The 16,696-nt window shown below is 71.7% G+C and carries 16 protein-coding genes; 4 read left to right on the top strand and 12 right to left on the bottom strand.

Annotation, left to right across the window (positions count from 1 at the left end; genetic code table 11):
• Positions 1-8 precede the first annotated feature (8 nt).
• The 3 genes from ACFC1K_RS17775 to ACFC1K_RS17765 all read right to left on the bottom strand — a co-directional run bounded on the left by ACFC1K_RS17775 (position 9) and on the right by ACFC1K_RS17765 (position 2,957).
• A complete protein-coding gene (locus ACFC1K_RS17775) occupies positions 9-716 on the bottom strand; it encodes an NAD-dependent deacylase (protein ID WP_375872620.1) in 708 nt (235 codons plus the stop codon).
• On the bottom strand, positions 713-1,333 hold the full coding sequence (locus ACFC1K_RS17770) for a hypothetical protein (RefSeq protein ID WP_375872619.1): 621 nt from the start codon (positions 1,331-1,333) through the stop codon (positions 713-715). The genes ACFC1K_RS17775 and ACFC1K_RS17770 overlap by 4 nt, the downstream gene beginning before the upstream one ends.
• Before the next feature lie 91 nt (positions 1,334-1,424).
• Entirely contained in the window at positions 1,425-2,957 is a 1,533-nt protein-coding gene (locus tag ACFC1K_RS17765; protein WP_310292127.1) for a CitMHS family transporter, read from the bottom strand.
• 181 nt (positions 2,958-3,138) lie between these two features.
• Here ACFC1K_RS17765 and ACFC1K_RS17760 point away from each other — a divergent pair, with 181 nt between their 5' ends.
• Both ACFC1K_RS17760 and ACFC1K_RS17755 read left to right on the top strand, forming a co-directional pair.
• Positions 3,139-4,788 (top strand): ATP-binding protein, encoded by a 1,650-nt coding sequence (locus ACFC1K_RS17760; protein ID WP_375872618.1) that lies wholly within the window; start codon positions 3,139-3,141, stop codon positions 4,786-4,788.
• On the top strand, positions 4,785-5,441 hold the full coding sequence (locus ACFC1K_RS17755) for a response regulator (RefSeq protein WP_375872617.1): 657 nt from the start codon (positions 4,785-4,787) through the stop codon (positions 5,439-5,441). The genes ACFC1K_RS17760 and ACFC1K_RS17755 overlap by 4 nt, the downstream gene beginning before the upstream one ends.
• Positions 5,442-5,454: 13 nt before the next feature.
• Here ACFC1K_RS17755 and ACFC1K_RS17750 read toward each other — a convergent pair whose 3' ends face one another.
• The 6 genes from ACFC1K_RS17750 to ACFC1K_RS17725 all read right to left on the bottom strand — a co-directional run bounded on the left by ACFC1K_RS17750 (position 5,455) and on the right by ACFC1K_RS17725 (position 12,835).
• Complete coding sequence (locus tag ACFC1K_RS17750) at positions 5,455-6,987, bottom strand: ATP-dependent DNA ligase (protein ID WP_375872616.1); 1,533 nt, start codon at positions 6,985-6,987, stop codon at positions 5,455-5,457.
• A 47-nt stretch (positions 6,988-7,034) separates the two neighbouring features.
• The gene (locus ACFC1K_RS17745) at positions 7,035-8,006 is read right to left on the bottom strand and encodes an epimerase (protein WP_375872615.1); all 972 of its coding nucleotides are present in this window, start codon (positions 8,004-8,006) and stop codon (positions 7,035-7,037) included.
• Complete coding sequence (locus tag ACFC1K_RS17740) at positions 8,003-8,401, bottom strand: hypothetical protein (RefSeq protein WP_310292303.1); 399 nt, start codon at positions 8,399-8,401, stop codon at positions 8,003-8,005. The genes ACFC1K_RS17745 and ACFC1K_RS17740 overlap by 4 nt, the downstream gene beginning before the upstream one ends.
• Positions 8,401-9,165, bottom strand: coding sequence for an LLM class flavin-dependent oxidoreductase (locus ACFC1K_RS17735; protein WP_375872614.1), 765 nt, complete (start codon positions 9,163-9,165; stop codon positions 8,401-8,403). The genes ACFC1K_RS17740 and ACFC1K_RS17735 overlap by 1 nt, the downstream gene beginning before the upstream one ends.
• Positions 9,162-10,037, bottom strand: a complete 876-nt coding sequence (locus tag ACFC1K_RS17730; protein WP_375872613.1) for an LLM class flavin-dependent oxidoreductase — start codon at positions 10,035-10,037, stop codon at positions 9,162-9,164. Before ACFC1K_RS17730 ends, ACFC1K_RS17735 begins: the two co-directional genes overlap by 4 nt.
• Before the next feature lie 239 nt (positions 10,038-10,276).
• A complete protein-coding gene (locus tag ACFC1K_RS17725; protein ID WP_375872612.1) occupies positions 10,277-12,835 on the bottom strand; it encodes an ATP-dependent Clp protease ATP-binding subunit in 2,559 nt (852 codons plus the stop codon).
• Between the two features lie 168 nt (positions 12,836-13,003).
• Here ACFC1K_RS17725 and ACFC1K_RS17720 point away from each other — a divergent pair, with 168 nt between their 5' ends.
• The gene (locus ACFC1K_RS17720; protein WP_375872611.1) at positions 13,004-13,375 is read left to right on the top strand and encodes a VOC family protein; all 372 of its coding nucleotides are present in this window, start codon (positions 13,004-13,006) and stop codon (positions 13,373-13,375) included.
• A gap of 81 nt (positions 13,376-13,456) precedes the next feature.
• On the opposite strand, the gene ACFC1K_RS17715 is transcribed toward ACFC1K_RS17720, so the two are convergent.
• Both ACFC1K_RS17715 and ACFC1K_RS17710 read right to left on the bottom strand, forming a co-directional pair.
• Positions 13,457-13,921 carry a DUF3817 domain-containing protein gene (locus tag ACFC1K_RS17715; RefSeq protein ID WP_375872610.1) on the bottom strand — a complete coding sequence of 155 codons (465 nt, stop codon included), beginning with the start codon at positions 13,919-13,921 and terminating at the stop codon, positions 13,457-13,459.
• A 64-nt stretch (positions 13,922-13,985) separates the two neighbouring features.
• Positions 13,986-14,405 (bottom strand): MarR family winged helix-turn-helix transcriptional regulator, encoded by a 420-nt coding sequence (locus ACFC1K_RS17710; RefSeq protein ID WP_082497048.1) that lies wholly within the window; start codon positions 14,403-14,405, stop codon positions 13,986-13,988.
• 90 nt (positions 14,406-14,495) lie between these two features.
• Here ACFC1K_RS17710 and ACFC1K_RS17705 point away from each other — a divergent pair, with 90 nt between their 5' ends.
• Entirely contained in the window at positions 14,496-15,599 is a 1,104-nt protein-coding gene (locus ACFC1K_RS17705) for a class I SAM-dependent methyltransferase (protein ID WP_375872609.1), read from the top strand.
• A gap of 3 nt (positions 15,600-15,602) precedes the next feature.
• On the opposite strand, the gene ACFC1K_RS17700 is transcribed toward ACFC1K_RS17705, so the two are convergent.
• Positions 15,603-16,286, bottom strand: a complete 684-nt coding sequence (locus tag ACFC1K_RS17700) for a hypothetical protein (protein ID WP_310292145.1) — start codon at positions 16,284-16,286, stop codon at positions 15,603-15,605.
• Between the last annotated feature and the right edge of the window lie 410 nt (positions 16,287-16,696).

Genomic DNA, 16,696 nt, shown 5'->3' with positions numbered 1-16,696 from the left:
TCATGTCGCTAGCGCGATGCGCTCCGTGCGGCGATCACCTCGTCGACCCACGCCGGCACGAGCTCGCTCGCCAGGCCCGCGCGTGCCTCGTCGAATGGCACGGCCGGGTCGCTGGGCTCGAGGTTCAGCTCCACCGTGCGCGCCCCGAAGGCGGCGGCGAGCGCGACGTATCCCGCAGCCGGATACACCTCCCCCGACGTGCCGATCGAGACGAACACGTCGCACGCGACGACCGCCTGCTCGATGCGATCGAGCTCGTACGGCATCTCGCCGAACCAGACCACGTCGGGGCGCAGCATCCGTTCTCCGCAGACCGGGCAGGCGGGACGGTCGAGGAGGTCGTCGTCCCACTCGGGGCGGGATCCGCACGCGAGGCAGAGCGCGCGGCGCAGCTCGCCGTGCATGTGCACGAGGTTGCGGGTGCCGGCGCGTTCGTGCAGATCGTCGACGTTCTGCGTGACCACGAGCAGGTCGGCGCCGATGGCGCCCTCCAGCCGGGCGAGCGCGCGATGCGCCGCGTGGGGAACGACGGATGCGACGGCCCGGCGTCGGGCGTCGTAGAACGCCTGAACGAGGTCGGGGTCGCGCTCGAAGCCCTCCGGCGTCGCGACGTCTTCGATCTCGTGCCCCTCCCAGAGCCCGTCCGCCCCGCGGAACGTGGGCACGCCGCTCTCGGCCGAGATGCCGGCGCCGGTCAGCACGACGATGCGGGTCATCGCACGGTGCCGGGCGCGACGTGCGACAGCACGCGCTCCCAGACGTCGGCCAGGATCAGCCGAGCCTCGAGGTCGTCTGTCCGCGGCACCATCTCCACGCGCGCCGACGACAGGTGGTTCTTGAACCACTGCGCCGCGCCCGACGCGGCGGCCGGATCCGCCTGGCCGTTCATGAGGAGCGTCTTCGCGGCGATGCGGTCGAGGATCTCGGCGACCTCGCTCGCGCCGAGCTCGGACTCGGGTCGGGGGACGGCGACGAGCGCCAGCCTGTCGACGCCCTCGCCGAGATGGGCCGCGACCAGGATCGCGAGCTCGCCGGCCTCTCCGACTCCCACCAGACCGACCGGGCGCCCGTGCGACTCTTCCGCGACGAACCGCGCGATGACGCTCGCGGTCGCTTCCGCAGGGGTCGCGCCGCGGTACGCGGCGGGGTCGTCGATGTCGTCGACCGTGAGCCCCACCGCGACGATCCTCGCGTCACGCCGTGCGGTGGCATCGGGGCGTGGGTCCGACAGGGTCGAAACCCCCGAACGGAGGAGCACCACGGTGCGCTTCGCCCCGGGGGCCCCGAAGCTGCGGTTCTCATACGAGGCGTCGGGCGCGGGTCCCTTGGTCATGGCGAAATCCTACGAGCCCGGGCGGCGACGCCGCAGGCCTTGACAGCGGAACGCGGGCGACGGATGCCCGCCGCCCGCGCTTCGCCGTCGGTCAGGCCATCAGCGGAATAGCGCCGACCAGCACGCCCACCGCGAGCATCGCGAGCGACACGATCGTGGCGCGCCACAGCACCTTCTTGTGGTGGTCGCCGAGGTTCACGCTCGCCAGCGACACCAGCAGGAGGATCGCCGGCACCAGCGGGCTCTGCAGGTGCACCGGCTGGCCGGTGATCGATGCCCGCGCCATTTCGACCGGTGCGATCCCGAAGTGCTCCGCACTCTGCGCGAGCACCGGCAGGATGCCGTAGTAGAACGCGTCGTTCGACATGAAGAACGTGAATGGGATCGACAGGATGCCGGTGATCACGGCGAGGAACGGGCCGAGCGAGGCCGGGATCACGGTGGTGATCCAGGTGGCCATGGCGTCGACCATGCCCGTGCCGTTCAGCACGCCCACCAGCACGCCCGCGGCCAGCACCATCGACACCACGCCGACGATGCTCGGGGCATGCGCGACGATCTCGTCGGCCTGGCTCTTGAGCTTTCGGAAGTTGACCACCAGCGCGATCGCGGCGCCGACCATGAAGACGTACGCGAGCGGGAAGATGTCGAGCACCAGCAACACCATCACCACGAGCGTGAGCGCCAGGTTGAACCAGATCAGCTTCGGCCGCAGCGTCGCGCGGTTCGGGTCGAGCATGGTATCCGCCATCGCGGTGTCTTCACGGTCCACCACCGCGGTCGCCGCGGGCACGCCCCCGTGACCGCCGGCGACGGTGACGATGTTGCCGGTGCGCAGCGTCGCACGGGCGCCTGGCTTCGTGTCGGCGCCGCGGAAGATCCGCGGGCCGGCGAGCGAGCCGTCGTCGCCGAGGCGCGAGGCGTCGATGCTGCCGATGCGCTTGCGCTCCGAGAGGCCGAGGAACCACGAGAACGTCAGCGCGATGACCAGGCCGGCCGCGAGGGACGGCAGCATCGGCACGAAGATGTCGGTCGGCTGCAGGCCCAGAGCGGTCGCGGCACGCACGGTCGGACCACCCCAGGGCACGATGTTGAGCGTCCCGTTCATGAGGCCCGCCACGCACGTGAGCACGACCGGGCTCATGCCCAGACGCAGGTAGATCGGCAGCATCGCGGAGGTCGTGATGATGAACGTGGTCGACCCGTCGCCGTCGAGCGACACCGCTCCCGCGAGGAGCGCCGTGCCCAGCACGACCTTCGCCGGGTCGTCGCCCAGCAGCCTCGTGATCGCGCGGATGAGCGGGTCGAACAGCCCGACGTCGATCATGATGCCGAAGTACATGATCGCGAACATGAGCAGAGCGGCGGTGGGAGCCATGCTGCCGATCGCGTCGATGATCATGTCGCCCAGCCCGAGCCCCGCGCCGGCGAAGAGGCCGAACACCGTGGGCACGAGGATGAGCGCGACCATCGGCGTGAGCCGCCGCGTCATGATGAGCGCCATGAAGACGAGCACCATGGTGAACCCGAGGGCGACCAGCACCCATTCGGGCGGGACGAAGGCCGTCGCGTAGCCTTCGTCGGCCTCGGCGGCCTGGAGGAGGAACGGTGCTGCCGCGTTCATGTCGACTCCTTCGTCGTGGGGTGCGTCAGGTCTCTCGCACCGTTTCGCGGTGCGTCTGAGAGAGGTTAGGGTCGAGCCCCGGACGGGCGCGCGGTAAGTCGCATTCCCTCACGTTGTGCGCGTAGCGTGTGTTCTGCGCATTCTGCTCACGCGCAGTCCGCTCACACACCCGGGAGGTGTCATGCGCTTCGCGACACGGCTGCTGCTGGTGCAGCTGGCGACGGTCGCCGCCGTCGTCGTCGTGTGCGCGTTCGTCTTCGGATGGCTGGGCGTGCGCCAGCTGCGCGCGGAGTCCGAGGCCGCAGCCCTCAACATCGCCCGCACCGTCGCGGAAGACCCCGACGTCAAGTCCCTCGTCGCCGAGTTCTCGGCGGACCCGGGAACCCCGGATGCCGCGGACCTCCGTGACGGTCCGCTGCAGCAGATCGCCACCGATGTGGCCGACCGCACCGACGCGCTGTTCGTCGTCATCACCGACGACCACGGCATCCGTCTCGCCCACCCGAATCAGGACCTGCTCGGCCAGGTGGTCTCCACCCCCTTCGCCGAGGTGCTCGAGGGCAACGAGGTGGTCGACTGGGAGGTCGGCACGCTCGGCGAGTCCGCCCGCGCGAAGGTGCCGATCTACGCCGATGACGGGGGCGCCCCGGCCGGCGAGGTCAGCGTCGGCTTCGAGCGCGCGAGCGTGTTCGACGACCTCCCCGCGCTCCTCACGACGATCGCGGTCGCCGCGCTCGGCGGAGTGGCCCTGGCGACGCTGGCGACGCTGCTCCTGCGGCGGCGCTTCGAACGGCTGACCCTCGGACTTCAGCCGGAGGAGCTCGTGGCCCTCGTCCAGAACCAGGCCGCGGTGCTCGAAGGCGTCGGCGACGGCGTCGTCGCCCTCGATCCCGACGGCGTCGTCCGTGTGTGCAACGAGGCGGCGGAGCGGATGCTGGGACTCGACGATCCCGTCGGCCGCCGGTTCGACGAGCTGACGCTGCCGGAAGACGTGCTCCGGGCCGTGCGCGAGGGCGCGACCGCCGTGGAGGCGGTCGTGGGTGACCGCGTCCTGTACCTCGACACGCGTCCGGTGCGCCGCGACGCCCGCGCGCTCGGAGAGATCGTCGTGGTGCGCGACCGCACCGATGTCGAGGCGCTCGCCGGGCGGCTCGAGACCGTCCGCGCCATGACCGAGGCGCTCCGCGTGCAGCGCCATGAGTTCGCCAATCGTCTGCATGTCGCATCCGGGCTGATCGACGCCGACCGCGTCGACGAGGCGCGCGCGTTCCTCGGCGACCTCACCGAACGCGGAGCCGTCGACTTCGCCGTCGCCGGGCTCGAGCGCGTTCCCGACGCATTCCTCCAGTCCCTCCTGGGCGCGACGGGCGCGGCGGCGCGCGAACGGGGCGTGAGCGTGCGGGTCTCCGACGACACTCTGCTGCTGAGCGACGTCGCGCTGCCGGAGGACGTCGCGGCGATCCTCGGCAACCTCGTCGGCAACGCGGTGACCGCGGCGGTCGCCGGCGACGAACCCCGCTGGGTCGAGGTCGCGCTGCTCGGCGACGGCGATGCACTCGTGGTCACGGTGGCCGACTCGGGCCGCGGCATCCGTCCGGTCGGGAGCGATCCATTCGGGCGCGCCGGCTCTCGCTCGGCAGACTCGGGCCCCGGCGACGCGGTGCACGGACACGGCTTCGGTCTGCCGCTGTCCCGCGACCTCGCCCGCCGGCACGGCGGCGACGTGTGGCTCATCGACGCAGGCGGCCTCGATTCGGGTGCCGTGTTCGGGGCGCGGCTACCGGGCGCGCTGCGCATCGACACCGCTGTCCCTCGAGAGGAGAACGCATGAGCCAGCCCATCCGTGTGCTCGTCGTCGACGACGACTTCCGCGTCGCCGGGCTGCACCGCGACGTCGTGGCCTCCCGCGCCGGCTTCACCGCACTGGACCCCGTGCATTCGCTCGGGGCCGCGCGCCAGGCCGTGCGGGCCCACGCTCCCGACCTGCTGCTCGTGGACGCATTCCTCCCCGACGGTGACGGAGTCGAGTTCGTTGCGGGCGTCGACGTGGACGCGTTCGTGCTGTCGGCTGCGACGGATGCTGCGACCGTGCGTCGTGCGCTGCGCGCGGGCGCACTCGCGTACCTGACGAAGCCCTTCGAGGCTCGCGTGCTGGCGGAGCGCCTCGACCGCTACGCACGCATGCGGAATCTCCTCGCCACCGACCGCCCGCTCGAGCAGGAGCAGATCGACCGCGCCTTGACGATCCTCCACGGCTCTGCGGAGCCTGCCACCGTCGCCCGATCCGCGACGGAGCAGCTGATCCTCGAGGGCCTCGGCGACGACGAGGCCTCCGCCGCCGAGGTCGCCGACCGGGTGGGCATCTCGCGCGCGACCGCGCAGCGCCATCTCGCCACGCTCGCCGCGCGCGGACAGGTCGAGGTGCGGCTGCGCTACGGCACCACGGGAAGACCCGAGCACCGGTACGTCGCCGCCCGCGGCTGACGGGGCGACGTCGTCACCCTCGCAGGAGGGACCGGAGGGACTCGATCGTGTCGGCCTCGTCGGAGCGCTTGTCGGGGCGGTAACCCTTCACACGGGCGAAGCGCAGCGCGACGCCGCCGGGGTACCGCGTCGACCGCTGCACGCCGTCGATCGCGATCTCGACCACGGTCTCGGGCCGCACGTGCACGGCGTACGCCGAGCGGTGGGTCTCGATGGTCGGGAAGTGCTCGGTCTGCCACGTCAGCGTCGCGTCGGTCAGGCCCTTGAACGTCTTGCCCACCATCACGAAGCCGCCCGGTTCGCCGAAGACCCCCTCCGGGTCGCGGGCGCCGAGGTGCAGGTTCGACAGCTTTCCGGTGCGGCGACCCGACCCCCATTCGACCGCCAGCACGACGAGGTCGTAGGTGAGCACCGGCTTGACCTTGAGCCAGCTCTTGCCGCGCCGCCCGGCGGCATACGGAGCGTCGAGCGCCTTGACCATGACGCCCTCGTGGCCCGCGGCGAGCGCCTGCCGCGAGAACTCCTCGGCCTCTGCCGGGTCGTCGGTGACGACGCCGGGCATGCGTGCGGCGCCGACGGCTCGATCGAGGAGCTCGAGCCGCGTGGCCAGCGGCTCGTCGATCAGGTCGCGGCCGTCGAGATGGAGGATGTCGAAGAACCACGGCCTCAGCACCGTGGCCGCCGCGTCGTCGCCCATCGATCCGAATCGCGACATCGTGTCTTGGAACGGCCGCGGGCCACCGTCCTCGTCGAGCGACAGCGTTTCGCCATCGAGGATCATCCGCTCGGCGGGCAGTGCCCGCACCGCTTCGACGAGCTCGGGCACGCGGTGGGTGATGTCGGCGAGGCTCCGGGTGAAGACGCGAACGTCGTCGCCGTCGCGATGCACCTGGATGCGCGCCCCGTCCAGCTTGTATTCGACGGATGCTGCGGCCCCGAGCGTCTCGAGCGCCTCCGTCGTCGAGCCTGCCGTCGCGGCGAGCATCGGCAGCACGCCGCGCCCTACTTCCAGACCGACCGCCGCGAGTTCGTCGACGTCGCCGGTGAGCGCGATGCGCGCCGTCGCACCCAGGTCGCCGGACAGCATCGCTGCCCGCCGCACAACGGGCGCTTCGCGCTCGGAACCCTTCGCGATCGCATCGAGGAGCACACCCTCCAGCGCCCCGGTGCGCAGCTCGCCGATCATGACGCGCGCCAGGAAGTCCCACTCGTCGGCCGTGGCGGCCCCGGCGAGCGCATCGAGCTCGCCGCGGCGCGCGAGCACCGAGCCCGCGCCGTCGGCCCCCGCCAGTCGGCTGAGGGATGCGTCGACATCGAGCACGGTCAGCGTCGGCGTCTCGGCATGGACGACATCGAGGCCCATGAGACTCCGCCACCCGACGCCGAGCCGCCCCTGCCGCGGGTTGGCGGTGAGGAATCCGATGGCGGGAGCGATCTCGTCGGGCTGAAGCCCGCGCAGCACAGTGGCGAGGACGGCGATCTTGGCCAGGCGCGATGAGGTCGCCGCGACCTCGCCCGTCGCGGTCACCAGCTCGTTCAGCAGCACACCGGCATTCTGGCATCGGCCCCCGACACATGTCCCCGGCTTGACGGCTAGCGCGTGACCGTCCTCAGCGCGGATTCCAGGTCACGGTGCGCGAACTCGTACCCGGCTGACAGCAGCACCTCGGGCGCGACCCACCGGCTCTTGAGCACGAGCTCCGGTTCGGTGCGCAGCACCGCCATCGCCGGCTCCAGCATGAAGCGGTAGGCGGGAAGACCGATCGGCCGCCCGACGAGGCGTCGCAGCGTCGCCATGAGCGTCCGGTTGTCGCTCGCCTCGGGAACCGCGAGGTTCACCGGACCGTCGATCTCGGACCGGTCGCGCACGAAACGCACCGCGCCGACGACGTCGTCGAGGTGGATCCAGCTGAAGCGCTGCCGCCCGCCCGACCGGTGCCACGGCGGCTTGCCGTTCCCTGTCGGACGCGCACCGATCCCGCGGTACCGACGGTGCGCCCACCACCAGCCGTCGTACTGCGGGCCGCCGAGACCGAGCCGCGCGAGGCGCAGGAGCATGTTCGTCGCCGGGCCGTCGCCGATGACGATGGCCATGCGCAACGCGACGCGTCGCGTCGCCGGCAGATCGCCCGCGAAGAATTCGTCCTCCCAGTTCCGCGCGACGTCGACGGAGAATCCCACCCCGAGCTCGCCGGCGGCCTCGGTCTGCGCCCGGTCCATCGCGTAGCGATAGATGGTGGCGGTGCTGGCGTTGAGCCACAGCGGAGGCGGGGTCGCAGCATCCGTCACCGCCTCGCGGAGCGTCTTCGTCGTCTCCACCCGGGATCGCAGGATCTCGTCGCGGTTCGCGTCGGTATAGCGGCAGTCCACCGACTTCCCGGCGAGGTTCACGAGCACCGCGGCGCCATCGATGAGGGCACGGATGCCGCGACTGTCGTCCCACGTCGCGTCGGCGCCTGCCCGGCCGATGGTGCGGACGTCGTGGCCATCCTCGGCGAAGGCCCCGACGAGGGCCCGACCGACGAAGCCGGACGCCCCCGCGACCACCGCGACGGGTCGGCTCACCGGCCGGTTCCCGAGGTGCCGCTCGTGCTCCACAGCGCCCACACGACGAGCAGCGGCTGCAGCAGCAACCGGACGAACCGCGCCCGATCGGTGCGCAGCAGGGGTGCCGGCCGGCGCGTCCGCCATTGATGGACATTGCCCGGAAAGACCGCCACGAAGAACGCGGCGACCGCCCATCCGGTGCGGCGCCGCTCGCCGGGGAGCGCTATGAGAGCACCGCCGAGCATCAGCTCGACGACACCGGACACGACGACGATCGTGTCCTGGTCGGTGCGGAACAGTCGCGTCGCCCAGTCGGGGACGACGATGCGGTAGCCGCGGCGCCCCCAGGTCAGGTGCGACACGCCTGCGGCCACGACCAGTGCCGCCAGCGCCCAGCGGGCGATGGTCCGGATCACGCGACGGCGTCCGCGATCGCGTCGATGAACCGGAGGTGGTCGTCGACGGTTCCCGACGCCGTGATGACGCGCAGCACGACCTCGTCGACGGCCGCGCGGTACGCGGCGATCCGGTCGCGCAGCTCCTCCGGACGGATCACGGTGTCTGCGGCGGCGACGCCCAACCGCGCGAAGTTCGCGGCATACGCCGGGTATCCCGCGTAGCGGGCGGTCTCGTCCTCGAGGGCGCGGAGCGCCGCAGGATCTGCGGCGGCCCGCACGTAGAGCGCGACGTGCGTGGCCGGTGCGATCTCCCGCGCCTGCGCCGCCTGCGTGGCGGCGACCTGCGGGGTGAGCCAGCTGAGCAGGAGTCCATCAGACTCTGCGGCGGCCGCGCGGCGCATCTTCGGCCCCAGAGCGCCGACCACGACGCGGGCGCGAGTGTGGGCGCGAAGGGCGGTGGCAGCATCCGTGACCCTCGCGACGGCTCCGGTGCGAAGCTGGCCCGAGCCGATGCCCAGCACGAGGCGGTCGGCCGGAAGCGCCTCGGCGCTCGCGAGGATGCCGTCGGGCGTGCGACGGTCGACCGGAAGCACTCCCGTGGCGAGCACGAGCCGCTCGGTGGCACCCGCAGCGGCAGCGAGGACGGCCAGTGCGTCGTGTCCGGGGGTGTCGTTCACCCAGAGCGCGTGGAGCCCGGCGGCCTCGGCAGCCGCCGCGACGCGCGCACCGACGTCCGCGCCGGCTGCGGCGGCGATCCCGATCGACAGGGCCGCCGTCATGCGACGCTCGCGCCGACGAGGCGCGACACCTCGGCGGCAGACCGGTAGAACTCGGCGATGTCGCCGCGCGACGAGGGCAGCAGCACCACGTCGTCCACCCCGGCGTCGAAGAAGCGCTGCGCGCCCGCGGCGACGTCTGCCGGGTCGCCCCACAGCGCGCGCTCGGCGGGATCGGGCTTGTCGCCCACGTCGGCGATCGCCCGGGCCTCGGCATCCGCGCCGAAGGCGGTGACGACGTAGGCCACCACGTCGTGGTCACCGGCGCGACCCGACGCGGCACGCGCCTCGCGGACGGCGGCCGTCGCGATCGCATACTCCCCCGCCGTGTGCCCGCTGTCGAGCACGGTCCCGTCGCCCACCTCGCCGCTCAGCCGCAGTGTCTTCGGCCCCTCTGCCGCCGCGTACACGAGCGGCGGCGCGACAGGCGGATAGTCCAGACGCACGTCGCGGAGAGTGACATAGCGACCGTCGAGGCTGATCTGGTCACCGGCGAGCAGGCCGCGCAGCGCGGGCACGTACTCGCGCATGAGGGTCAGCGACGAGGCGACGCGCGCCCCGACCTGCCCCATCCAGTCGAGCACGCCGTGGCCGACGCCGGGAAGCAGCCGGCCGGGGAACAGGCGCTCGACCGTCGCGATCTCCATCGCCGTCGCGGCGACGTTCCTCAGCGGCATCGGAGCGATACCGATGCCGATGCGCAGCGCCTCGGTCCACGCGAGGGCCGCGCCCACCGTGGCGAACGCGGACTGCTTGAAGCAGTCCTCCCAGATCCACAGCTCGGGCAGTCCCGCGGACTCCGCCGCCAGCACGGCGTCGCGGAACTCGTCGGGGGTGTGGGTGTACGGATTGAAGATCGCGCCGATGCGGGTCATGAACCCACTCTGGCAGGGCGCGCCGACACACGCGAAGCGCGGCCTCGGCGACCGGCGGCACCCATTGCCCACCGCTTCGACAGGTCAACCAGGGTTCCGCAGGAGATCTCGGCCCGAATGGGTCCTGCACAGCCGCGGTTGACCTGTCGAAGCGGCGCGATGCCCGCCCGCTCCCGCGCTCATGCAAGGCGAGAGGCGCCGAGCCGAAGGCCCGGCGCCTCTCTGCCGACCGTGTCAGGTCAGGCCGCCACCGCGAAGGGTGAACCGGCGACCACGGAGAGCGCCTCGGCCGAGGCATCCACCGTCACGATCCCGCCGTCCACGAGCGCGCCCGTGACGAACAGGTCGGCGATGCGGTCGTCCACCTCGCGCTGGATGAGGCGGCGCAGCGGCCGCGCGCCGTACTCGGGCTCGTAGCCATTGTCGGCGAGCCACGCCACGGCGGAGTCGGTCACGACCAGCTCCACCTCGCGCTTCGCGAGGCGCGCATCGGATGCCCCGAGTAGCAGTCGCACGATGCTCTGCAGCTGCGGCTTCTCGAGCTTGCGGAACAGCACGATCTCGTCGATGCGGTTGAGGAACTCAGGGCGCATCGCCTCGCGCAGCTTGCCGAAGACGCGGTCGCGGAGATCCTTCTCGGAGCCGAAGCCGGTCCCCCCTCCCCCATCGGCGAGGAAGCCGATCGCACCGCCGCGCGACGCGAGGAACTCCGAGCCGAGGTTCGAGGTCATGACGACCACCGTGTTGCGGAAGTCGACCGTGCGACCCTGCCCGTCGGTGAGACGCCCGTCGTCGAGCACCTGCAGCAGCAGGTTGAACACGTCGGGGTGCGCCTTCTCGATCTCGTCGAACAGCACGATCGAGTAGGGGTTGCGCCGCACGCGCTCGGTGAGCTGCCCGGCCTCGTCGTAGCCGACGTATCCGGGAGGGGCGCCGACGAGGCGCGACACGGTGTGCCGCTCGCCGAACTCGCTCATGTCGAAGCGGATGACCGCACCCTCGTCGTCGAACAGCGACGCCGCGAGCGCCTTCGCGAGCTCGGTCTTGCCCACGCCGGTCGGGCCGAGGAAGAGGAACGACCCCACCGGGCGACGGGCGTCGCCCATGCCGGTGCGGTTGCGGCGGACCGCCTTGGCGACGGCGGTCACGGCGTCGTCCTGTCCGATCACGCGGTCGTGCAGCTCGTCCTCGAGGGACGCCAGGCGCTCGCGCTCGGTCTCGGTCAGGCGGTTCACCGGGATGCCGGTGGCCCGGCTGATCACCGCAGCGATCTCGGGCTCGTCGACGATCGCCTCGGTACGCACGGCGGCGCCCGCCGCGGTGGCACGCTCGAGGCGGTCCTGCACCTCGGCGATCTGGTCGCGGATCTGCGACGCCTCCTCGTAGTGCTCCGCCGACACGGCCGCGTTCTTGTCGGCCTCCAGGGTCGCAAGCCGCTCGATGAGCCCGCTCACGTCCACCTTCGACCCGAGACGCAGCCGCAGTCGCGCACCCGCCTGGTCGATGAGGTCGATCGCCTTGTCGGGCAGCACGCGTTCGGTCAGATACCGGTCGCTGAGCTCGACGGCCGCACGCAGCGCCTCGTCGGTGTAGACGATGCCGTGGTGCTCCTCGTAGGCCGGCTTGAGTCCGCGCAGGATCAGCACCGCGTCCTCGACCGACGGCTCCCCCACGCGCACCGGCTGGAACCGGCGCTCGAGCGCGGGATCCTTCTCGATCACGCGGTACTCCTTGAGCGTCGTCGCGCCCACGAGGTGCAGCTCCCCACGCGCGAGGCGCGGCTTGAGGATGTTGCCCGCGTCCATCCCGCCGTCGCCGGCGCCGCCCGCGCCCACCACCGTGTGCACCTCGTCGATGAAAACGATCAGCTCGCCCTTGTGGGCGGCGATCTCGTCCATCGTCTTGGTGAGGCGCTCCTCGAAGTCGCCGCGGTAACGGGTGCCCGCGAGCATGGCGGGCAGGTCGAGCGCGATCACGCGCTTGCCGAGCAGCTGCTCGGGCACGGAGCCGTCGACGATCGCCTGGGCGAGCCCCTCGACGATCGCGGTCTTGCCGACGCCGGCCTCGCCGACCAGCACCGGGTTGTTCTTGGTGCGGCGGCTGAGGATCTCGATCGTCTGCTCGATCTCGTCGGCACGCCCGATCACCGGGTCGAGTTCGCCGGCGACGGCGCGCGCCGTCAGGTCGGTGCCGTACGTGTCGAGCAGGGGGGTGTCGGATGCTGCGCCCTCGGGCCGCACCTCAGCCTGGGTGCTCTCGCCCGGCGTCACGGTCTCGCGCGCACCCTGCATGAGGGCCTCGGCCGTCACGCCGGCACGGGCCAGCACCTGGCCGGCGGGCGTGTCCTGGGCGAGCACGAGGGCGAAGAACAGGTGCTCGGGGTCGACGTAGGTCGATCCCGACGAGCGGGCGACCTGGAACGCGTGGAACAGCGCCCGCTGCACGGACGAGGTCACGACGGCCCCGTCGACGTCGGCCGCCGCGGTCGCGGCGGGAAGACGCTCCTCGGTGGCGCGCGCGATGGCATCGGCGTCGGCGCCGATGCGCTGCACGGCGTCGCGCGCCGGGGCCTCGGCCACGAGGATGCGCAGGACGTGCAGAGCGTCGAGCTCGTGCTGGCCGCGCTCGAGGGCGTACTTGCCGGCGCGCTGGAGCAGCTCCTGGGTCCGGGCGCCGAGGTAGCGGCTCAGGTCGATCGAGCGCTCGGCGCGGGCGCGCTCGCCCGCGAGGTACCGCGACAGGAACTCGTCGAACGAGCTCGCGTCGTCGCCGGCCTGGGGGGTGAAGTCTTCTGGCATTCCATCTCTCCTGAAACTTGAGTGGAGGAGTATCAAGTTTTGAACTTGACACAGGCATTGTCAAGTTCAACCGCACCCATCCGCAGGTATTCCCCAGCGGCGGATGTCGGACCCCCGGCGTAACGTCGCCTCCACGGGGGACCTGCTTCAGAGACGAGAGGGAACACGATGGACTGGAAGATCGAGCTCATCTTCGTGCCGGTGACGGACGTCGATCGCGCGAAGGAGTTCTACGAGAGGATCGGCTGGAACATCGACCACGATCAGACGCCCGTCGAAGGCCTCCGCTTCGTGCAGGCGACCCCACCCGGCTCCGCCTGCTCGATCGCCTTCGGCACCGGTCTCGGCAACACCCTCGAGCCCGGTCAGCAGAACACGGTTCAGATCGTCGTGCCGGACGCCGACGAGGCGCTCGCCCACCTGCGGGCGAACGGCGTCGAGGGGCGCGGTGTCGACGAGCAGGACTGGGGTCGGTTCGTCCAGTTCAACGACCCCGACGGCAACACCTGGACGCTGCAGCAGTTGCCCGCCTGGCGCTGAGCCGCGACGTCCGTCACCGATCCACGACGCGATGCGGCCGCCCCACTCCCGAGGGAGTGAGGCGGCCGGGGTCGGGTGTCGTCAGTCGCGACCTCCGGGCGGGCCCAGGATGAGGAGCACGACGAACAGCAGCGCGACCGCGAGAGCGATCAGGGCGCCGAGCACCCATGGGCGCCGAAGGAACCACCGCATGAGCCGGTCGTACCAGGTGGCGTCGCGCGGGTCGTCCGTGGCCTCGAGACGCCACGCGCCCGCAAGACGACCAGTGCGCTGGAGCCACAGCTCCGCCGGGATCGTGGCGTAGGGGATGACGGCGCTCACGAGCGCGAGCACAGTGGGCCCGACGCGCCAGCGATTGTTGAGGGCGACGAGGATCACGGTCGCGCCGTACGAGAGGAAGATGAAGCCGTGGATGCCGCCACCGATCGTGACGCCGAGCGCCCAGTCGGTGGTGGCGCGGAGGATGAGGCCGGTGATCAGGAGCGTCCACGAGATCGCCTCGAGAATCGCGAGCGCACGGAACAGGGTATGGGGGTTGCGGAACACACCTTCAGTCTAACTGAAAGTGCTTCAGGCTTTCTGAAGGTTGGCCGTACGCGGGCGGCTCGATCTACTCGGGAGCGAGCCCGAACGGCTGTTCGTGCAACCCCTCGAGCGCCGTGGCGAGCGCGGGCGCGCCTGCGGCGAGTCCGGCGTCGAGAGCCGCCAGGCGCTGTTCGGCGGCCTGCAGCACCTCGCTGCCCCGGTCGGTCACCCGCAGATCGGATGCCGCGCCCGCGTGCTTCGTCGCATCCGCGACGAGCCCATCGGCGACAAGGGTCTGCACGGCGGTGTGTGCCGACTGCACGGTGATCTGCGAGCGCCGCGCGAGCTCGCTGAACGAGATGCCCGGCGTCGCCTCGATGTGGGCGAGCAGTCCGTACTTCCGCGTGGTGAGACCGAGATCGCGCAGCTGCGCGCCGAGGTGCGCGTCCCACACGGCGGCCACAGTCAGCAGCGAGATGACGGGACTGAACGCACGGTCTGGCACCGTTGAATGCTAGTCCCGCTGCTGCGGGACGGCACGCATTCGCCCGCAGTTCCCGGAACCGGACGCCGACGGTCCGGCTACCGTGGGACGGTGACATTCTCGCTCGACGCCCTGCGCCGGTGGCCCGATGTGGAGGCTCCCGACCTCTTGGCGACGGATGCTGCGGACCGGCTGCTCCTCGACGAGTCCGCCGCCGCCCGAACCGGCGCCGGCGACGGCGGGATCGTGGTGATCGGCGACGGCTACGGTGCGCTCACACTCGGCACCGCCGCGGACGGCGGTCGCGGCATCCGTGTCCATCAGGACCCGCTCACGGGCGAGCGCGCCCTCGCGGCCAACGCCGAGCGCTTCGGGTTCGGGGACGCGTTCGTGTCGCTGCCCCTCTCCCCCGAGCTGGTGCGCGACGCGCGTGTCGTGCTGCTGCGGCTGCCGCGGTCACTCGACGCGCTTCGCGACATCGCCGGGCTGATCGCCGCGCACGCGGCACCCGACGTCGTCGTCTTCGCCGGCGGTCGGGTGAAGCACATGACGCTCGCCATGAACGACGTGCTGCGCGAGCGCTTCACCCGCCTCGACGTCACGCATGCCCGCCAGAAGTCGCGCGTGCTCGTCGCGCGCGAACCTCATGACGGCCGCGACCCGGTGCCTGCACGCGCGACGCACGACGGGATCATCGTGTGTGCTTTCGGAGGCGCCTTCGCGGGCGCGTCGATCGACATCGGCACGAGGTTCCTGCTGGAGCACCTGCCCCCGCTCCCCGACGGGGCGGCCATCGACCTCGCCTGCGGAACCGGCGTGGTGGCGACAGCGCTGGCGATGCGGCATCCGTCCCTCCGCGTGCTCGCGTGCGACCAGTCGGCGGCCGCGGTCGCCTCCGCGCGGGCGACCGCGGAGGCGAACGCCGTCGCCGACCGCGTCGAGGTGGTCCGCGACGACATGCTCGGGACGCAGCCGGACGCGAGCGCGACCTTCATCGCGCTGAACCCGCCGTTCCACTCCGGTTCCGCGGTGCACGAAAGGATCGCGCCGCGGATGTTCGCCGAGGCCGCCCGCGTGCTGCGGCCGGGCGGGGAGCTCTGGGCGGTGTGGAACTCGGGCCTGCGCTATCGCCCTGCGCTGGAGCGCGCGGTCGGCCCGACGCGACAGATCGCACGCAACGCCAAGTTCACGGTGACGGCATCCACTCGCCGCTGACGTCTATTCGCCGGCGTCCGGGCTCGGCTCCGGCCCGGTCGTCGGCCCGAACAGCACCCACGCTCCATCGCTGCACTCGTAGAACTCGACGGCTGCCGTGTCGATGAACACGTCGCCGTCGGCGGTGCAGGTGTCGTCCTCGGGCGCAGCCGTGCCGAGCATCACCTGCGTTCCCGGTGCCCCGGGGGCGCCGCTCGGTCCCTGAGCACCCGAGGCACCCTGCTCGCCCTGCTCGCCCTGCGCACCCTGTGCGCCGGCCGGCCCCTGCTCACCCGTGAGGTTCTCGGCGGCCGCCTCGCGGAGATTGCCCACGAGCGTCCACGCGTCGTCCTTGAAGAGGTACACGTCGGCGTTGAGGATGTCGATGTAGACGTCGCCCTCGTAGCCCTTGCCCTCCTCGGGTGCGCCGGAGCCGGCGCGAACCGCCGACCCGGCCGGGAGGATCTCGGCGAGCACGTCCTCGTACTCCGGCGACGCCGTCGCCGAAGCCGACGTCTCGGGCGCCGGCGCGGGCGTGGCCGTGTCGACCGAGCGCGCGAGCCAGGATCCGAGGAACGCGGCGAAGAACGACAGCACCACGAAGCCGAGACCGAACCACACGAGTGTGCCGCGGGTCACCGGCGGTGCGGCATGCGCGGCGGCGGCCGCAGGCGCAGGGTCCTCGGTCGATTGCACGTCCTGGACCACGGCATCTCCCCTTCCACCGCGCGCGTCTTCGGCGCCGGACTCCCACAGCCTCGGCGTCGTGACTCAACTGTAGGAACGTGGACGCCCCGTGTCACCTGTTCGCCGGGAATTCGTCCCTGCACGCCGGGCTCTTGACAGCCCCCACCGCGAGGGATTGACTCTCGAATCGAGGTCCTTGCATTTCGCACCGTGGCCGTCGAGGCCACGCCGACGACGCCACGTGGTGGGGTCGCCACCCTCCCGTCGGCTTCGGGTACCGCCGGCGGGGCCCCCAGATCGATGCATCCTCTCTGGAGACAGCCATGCCGTCCCAACTGACCTATCCCGGCGTGTACATCGAGGAGGTGGCCAGCGGGGTTCGGACTATCGTCGGGGTCTCCACCTCGGTCACCGCCTTCGTGGGGCGGGCG

Origin of the sequence: Microbacterium sp. NPDC056057 (assembly GCF_042266945.1) — a bacterium.
In the GTDB taxonomy this organism is placed as follows: Bacteria; Actinomycetota; Actinomycetes; order Actinomycetales; family Microbacteriaceae; genus Microbacterium; species Microbacterium trichothecenolyticum_C.
This window is presented reverse-complemented; position numbering and strand designations above follow the sequence as displayed.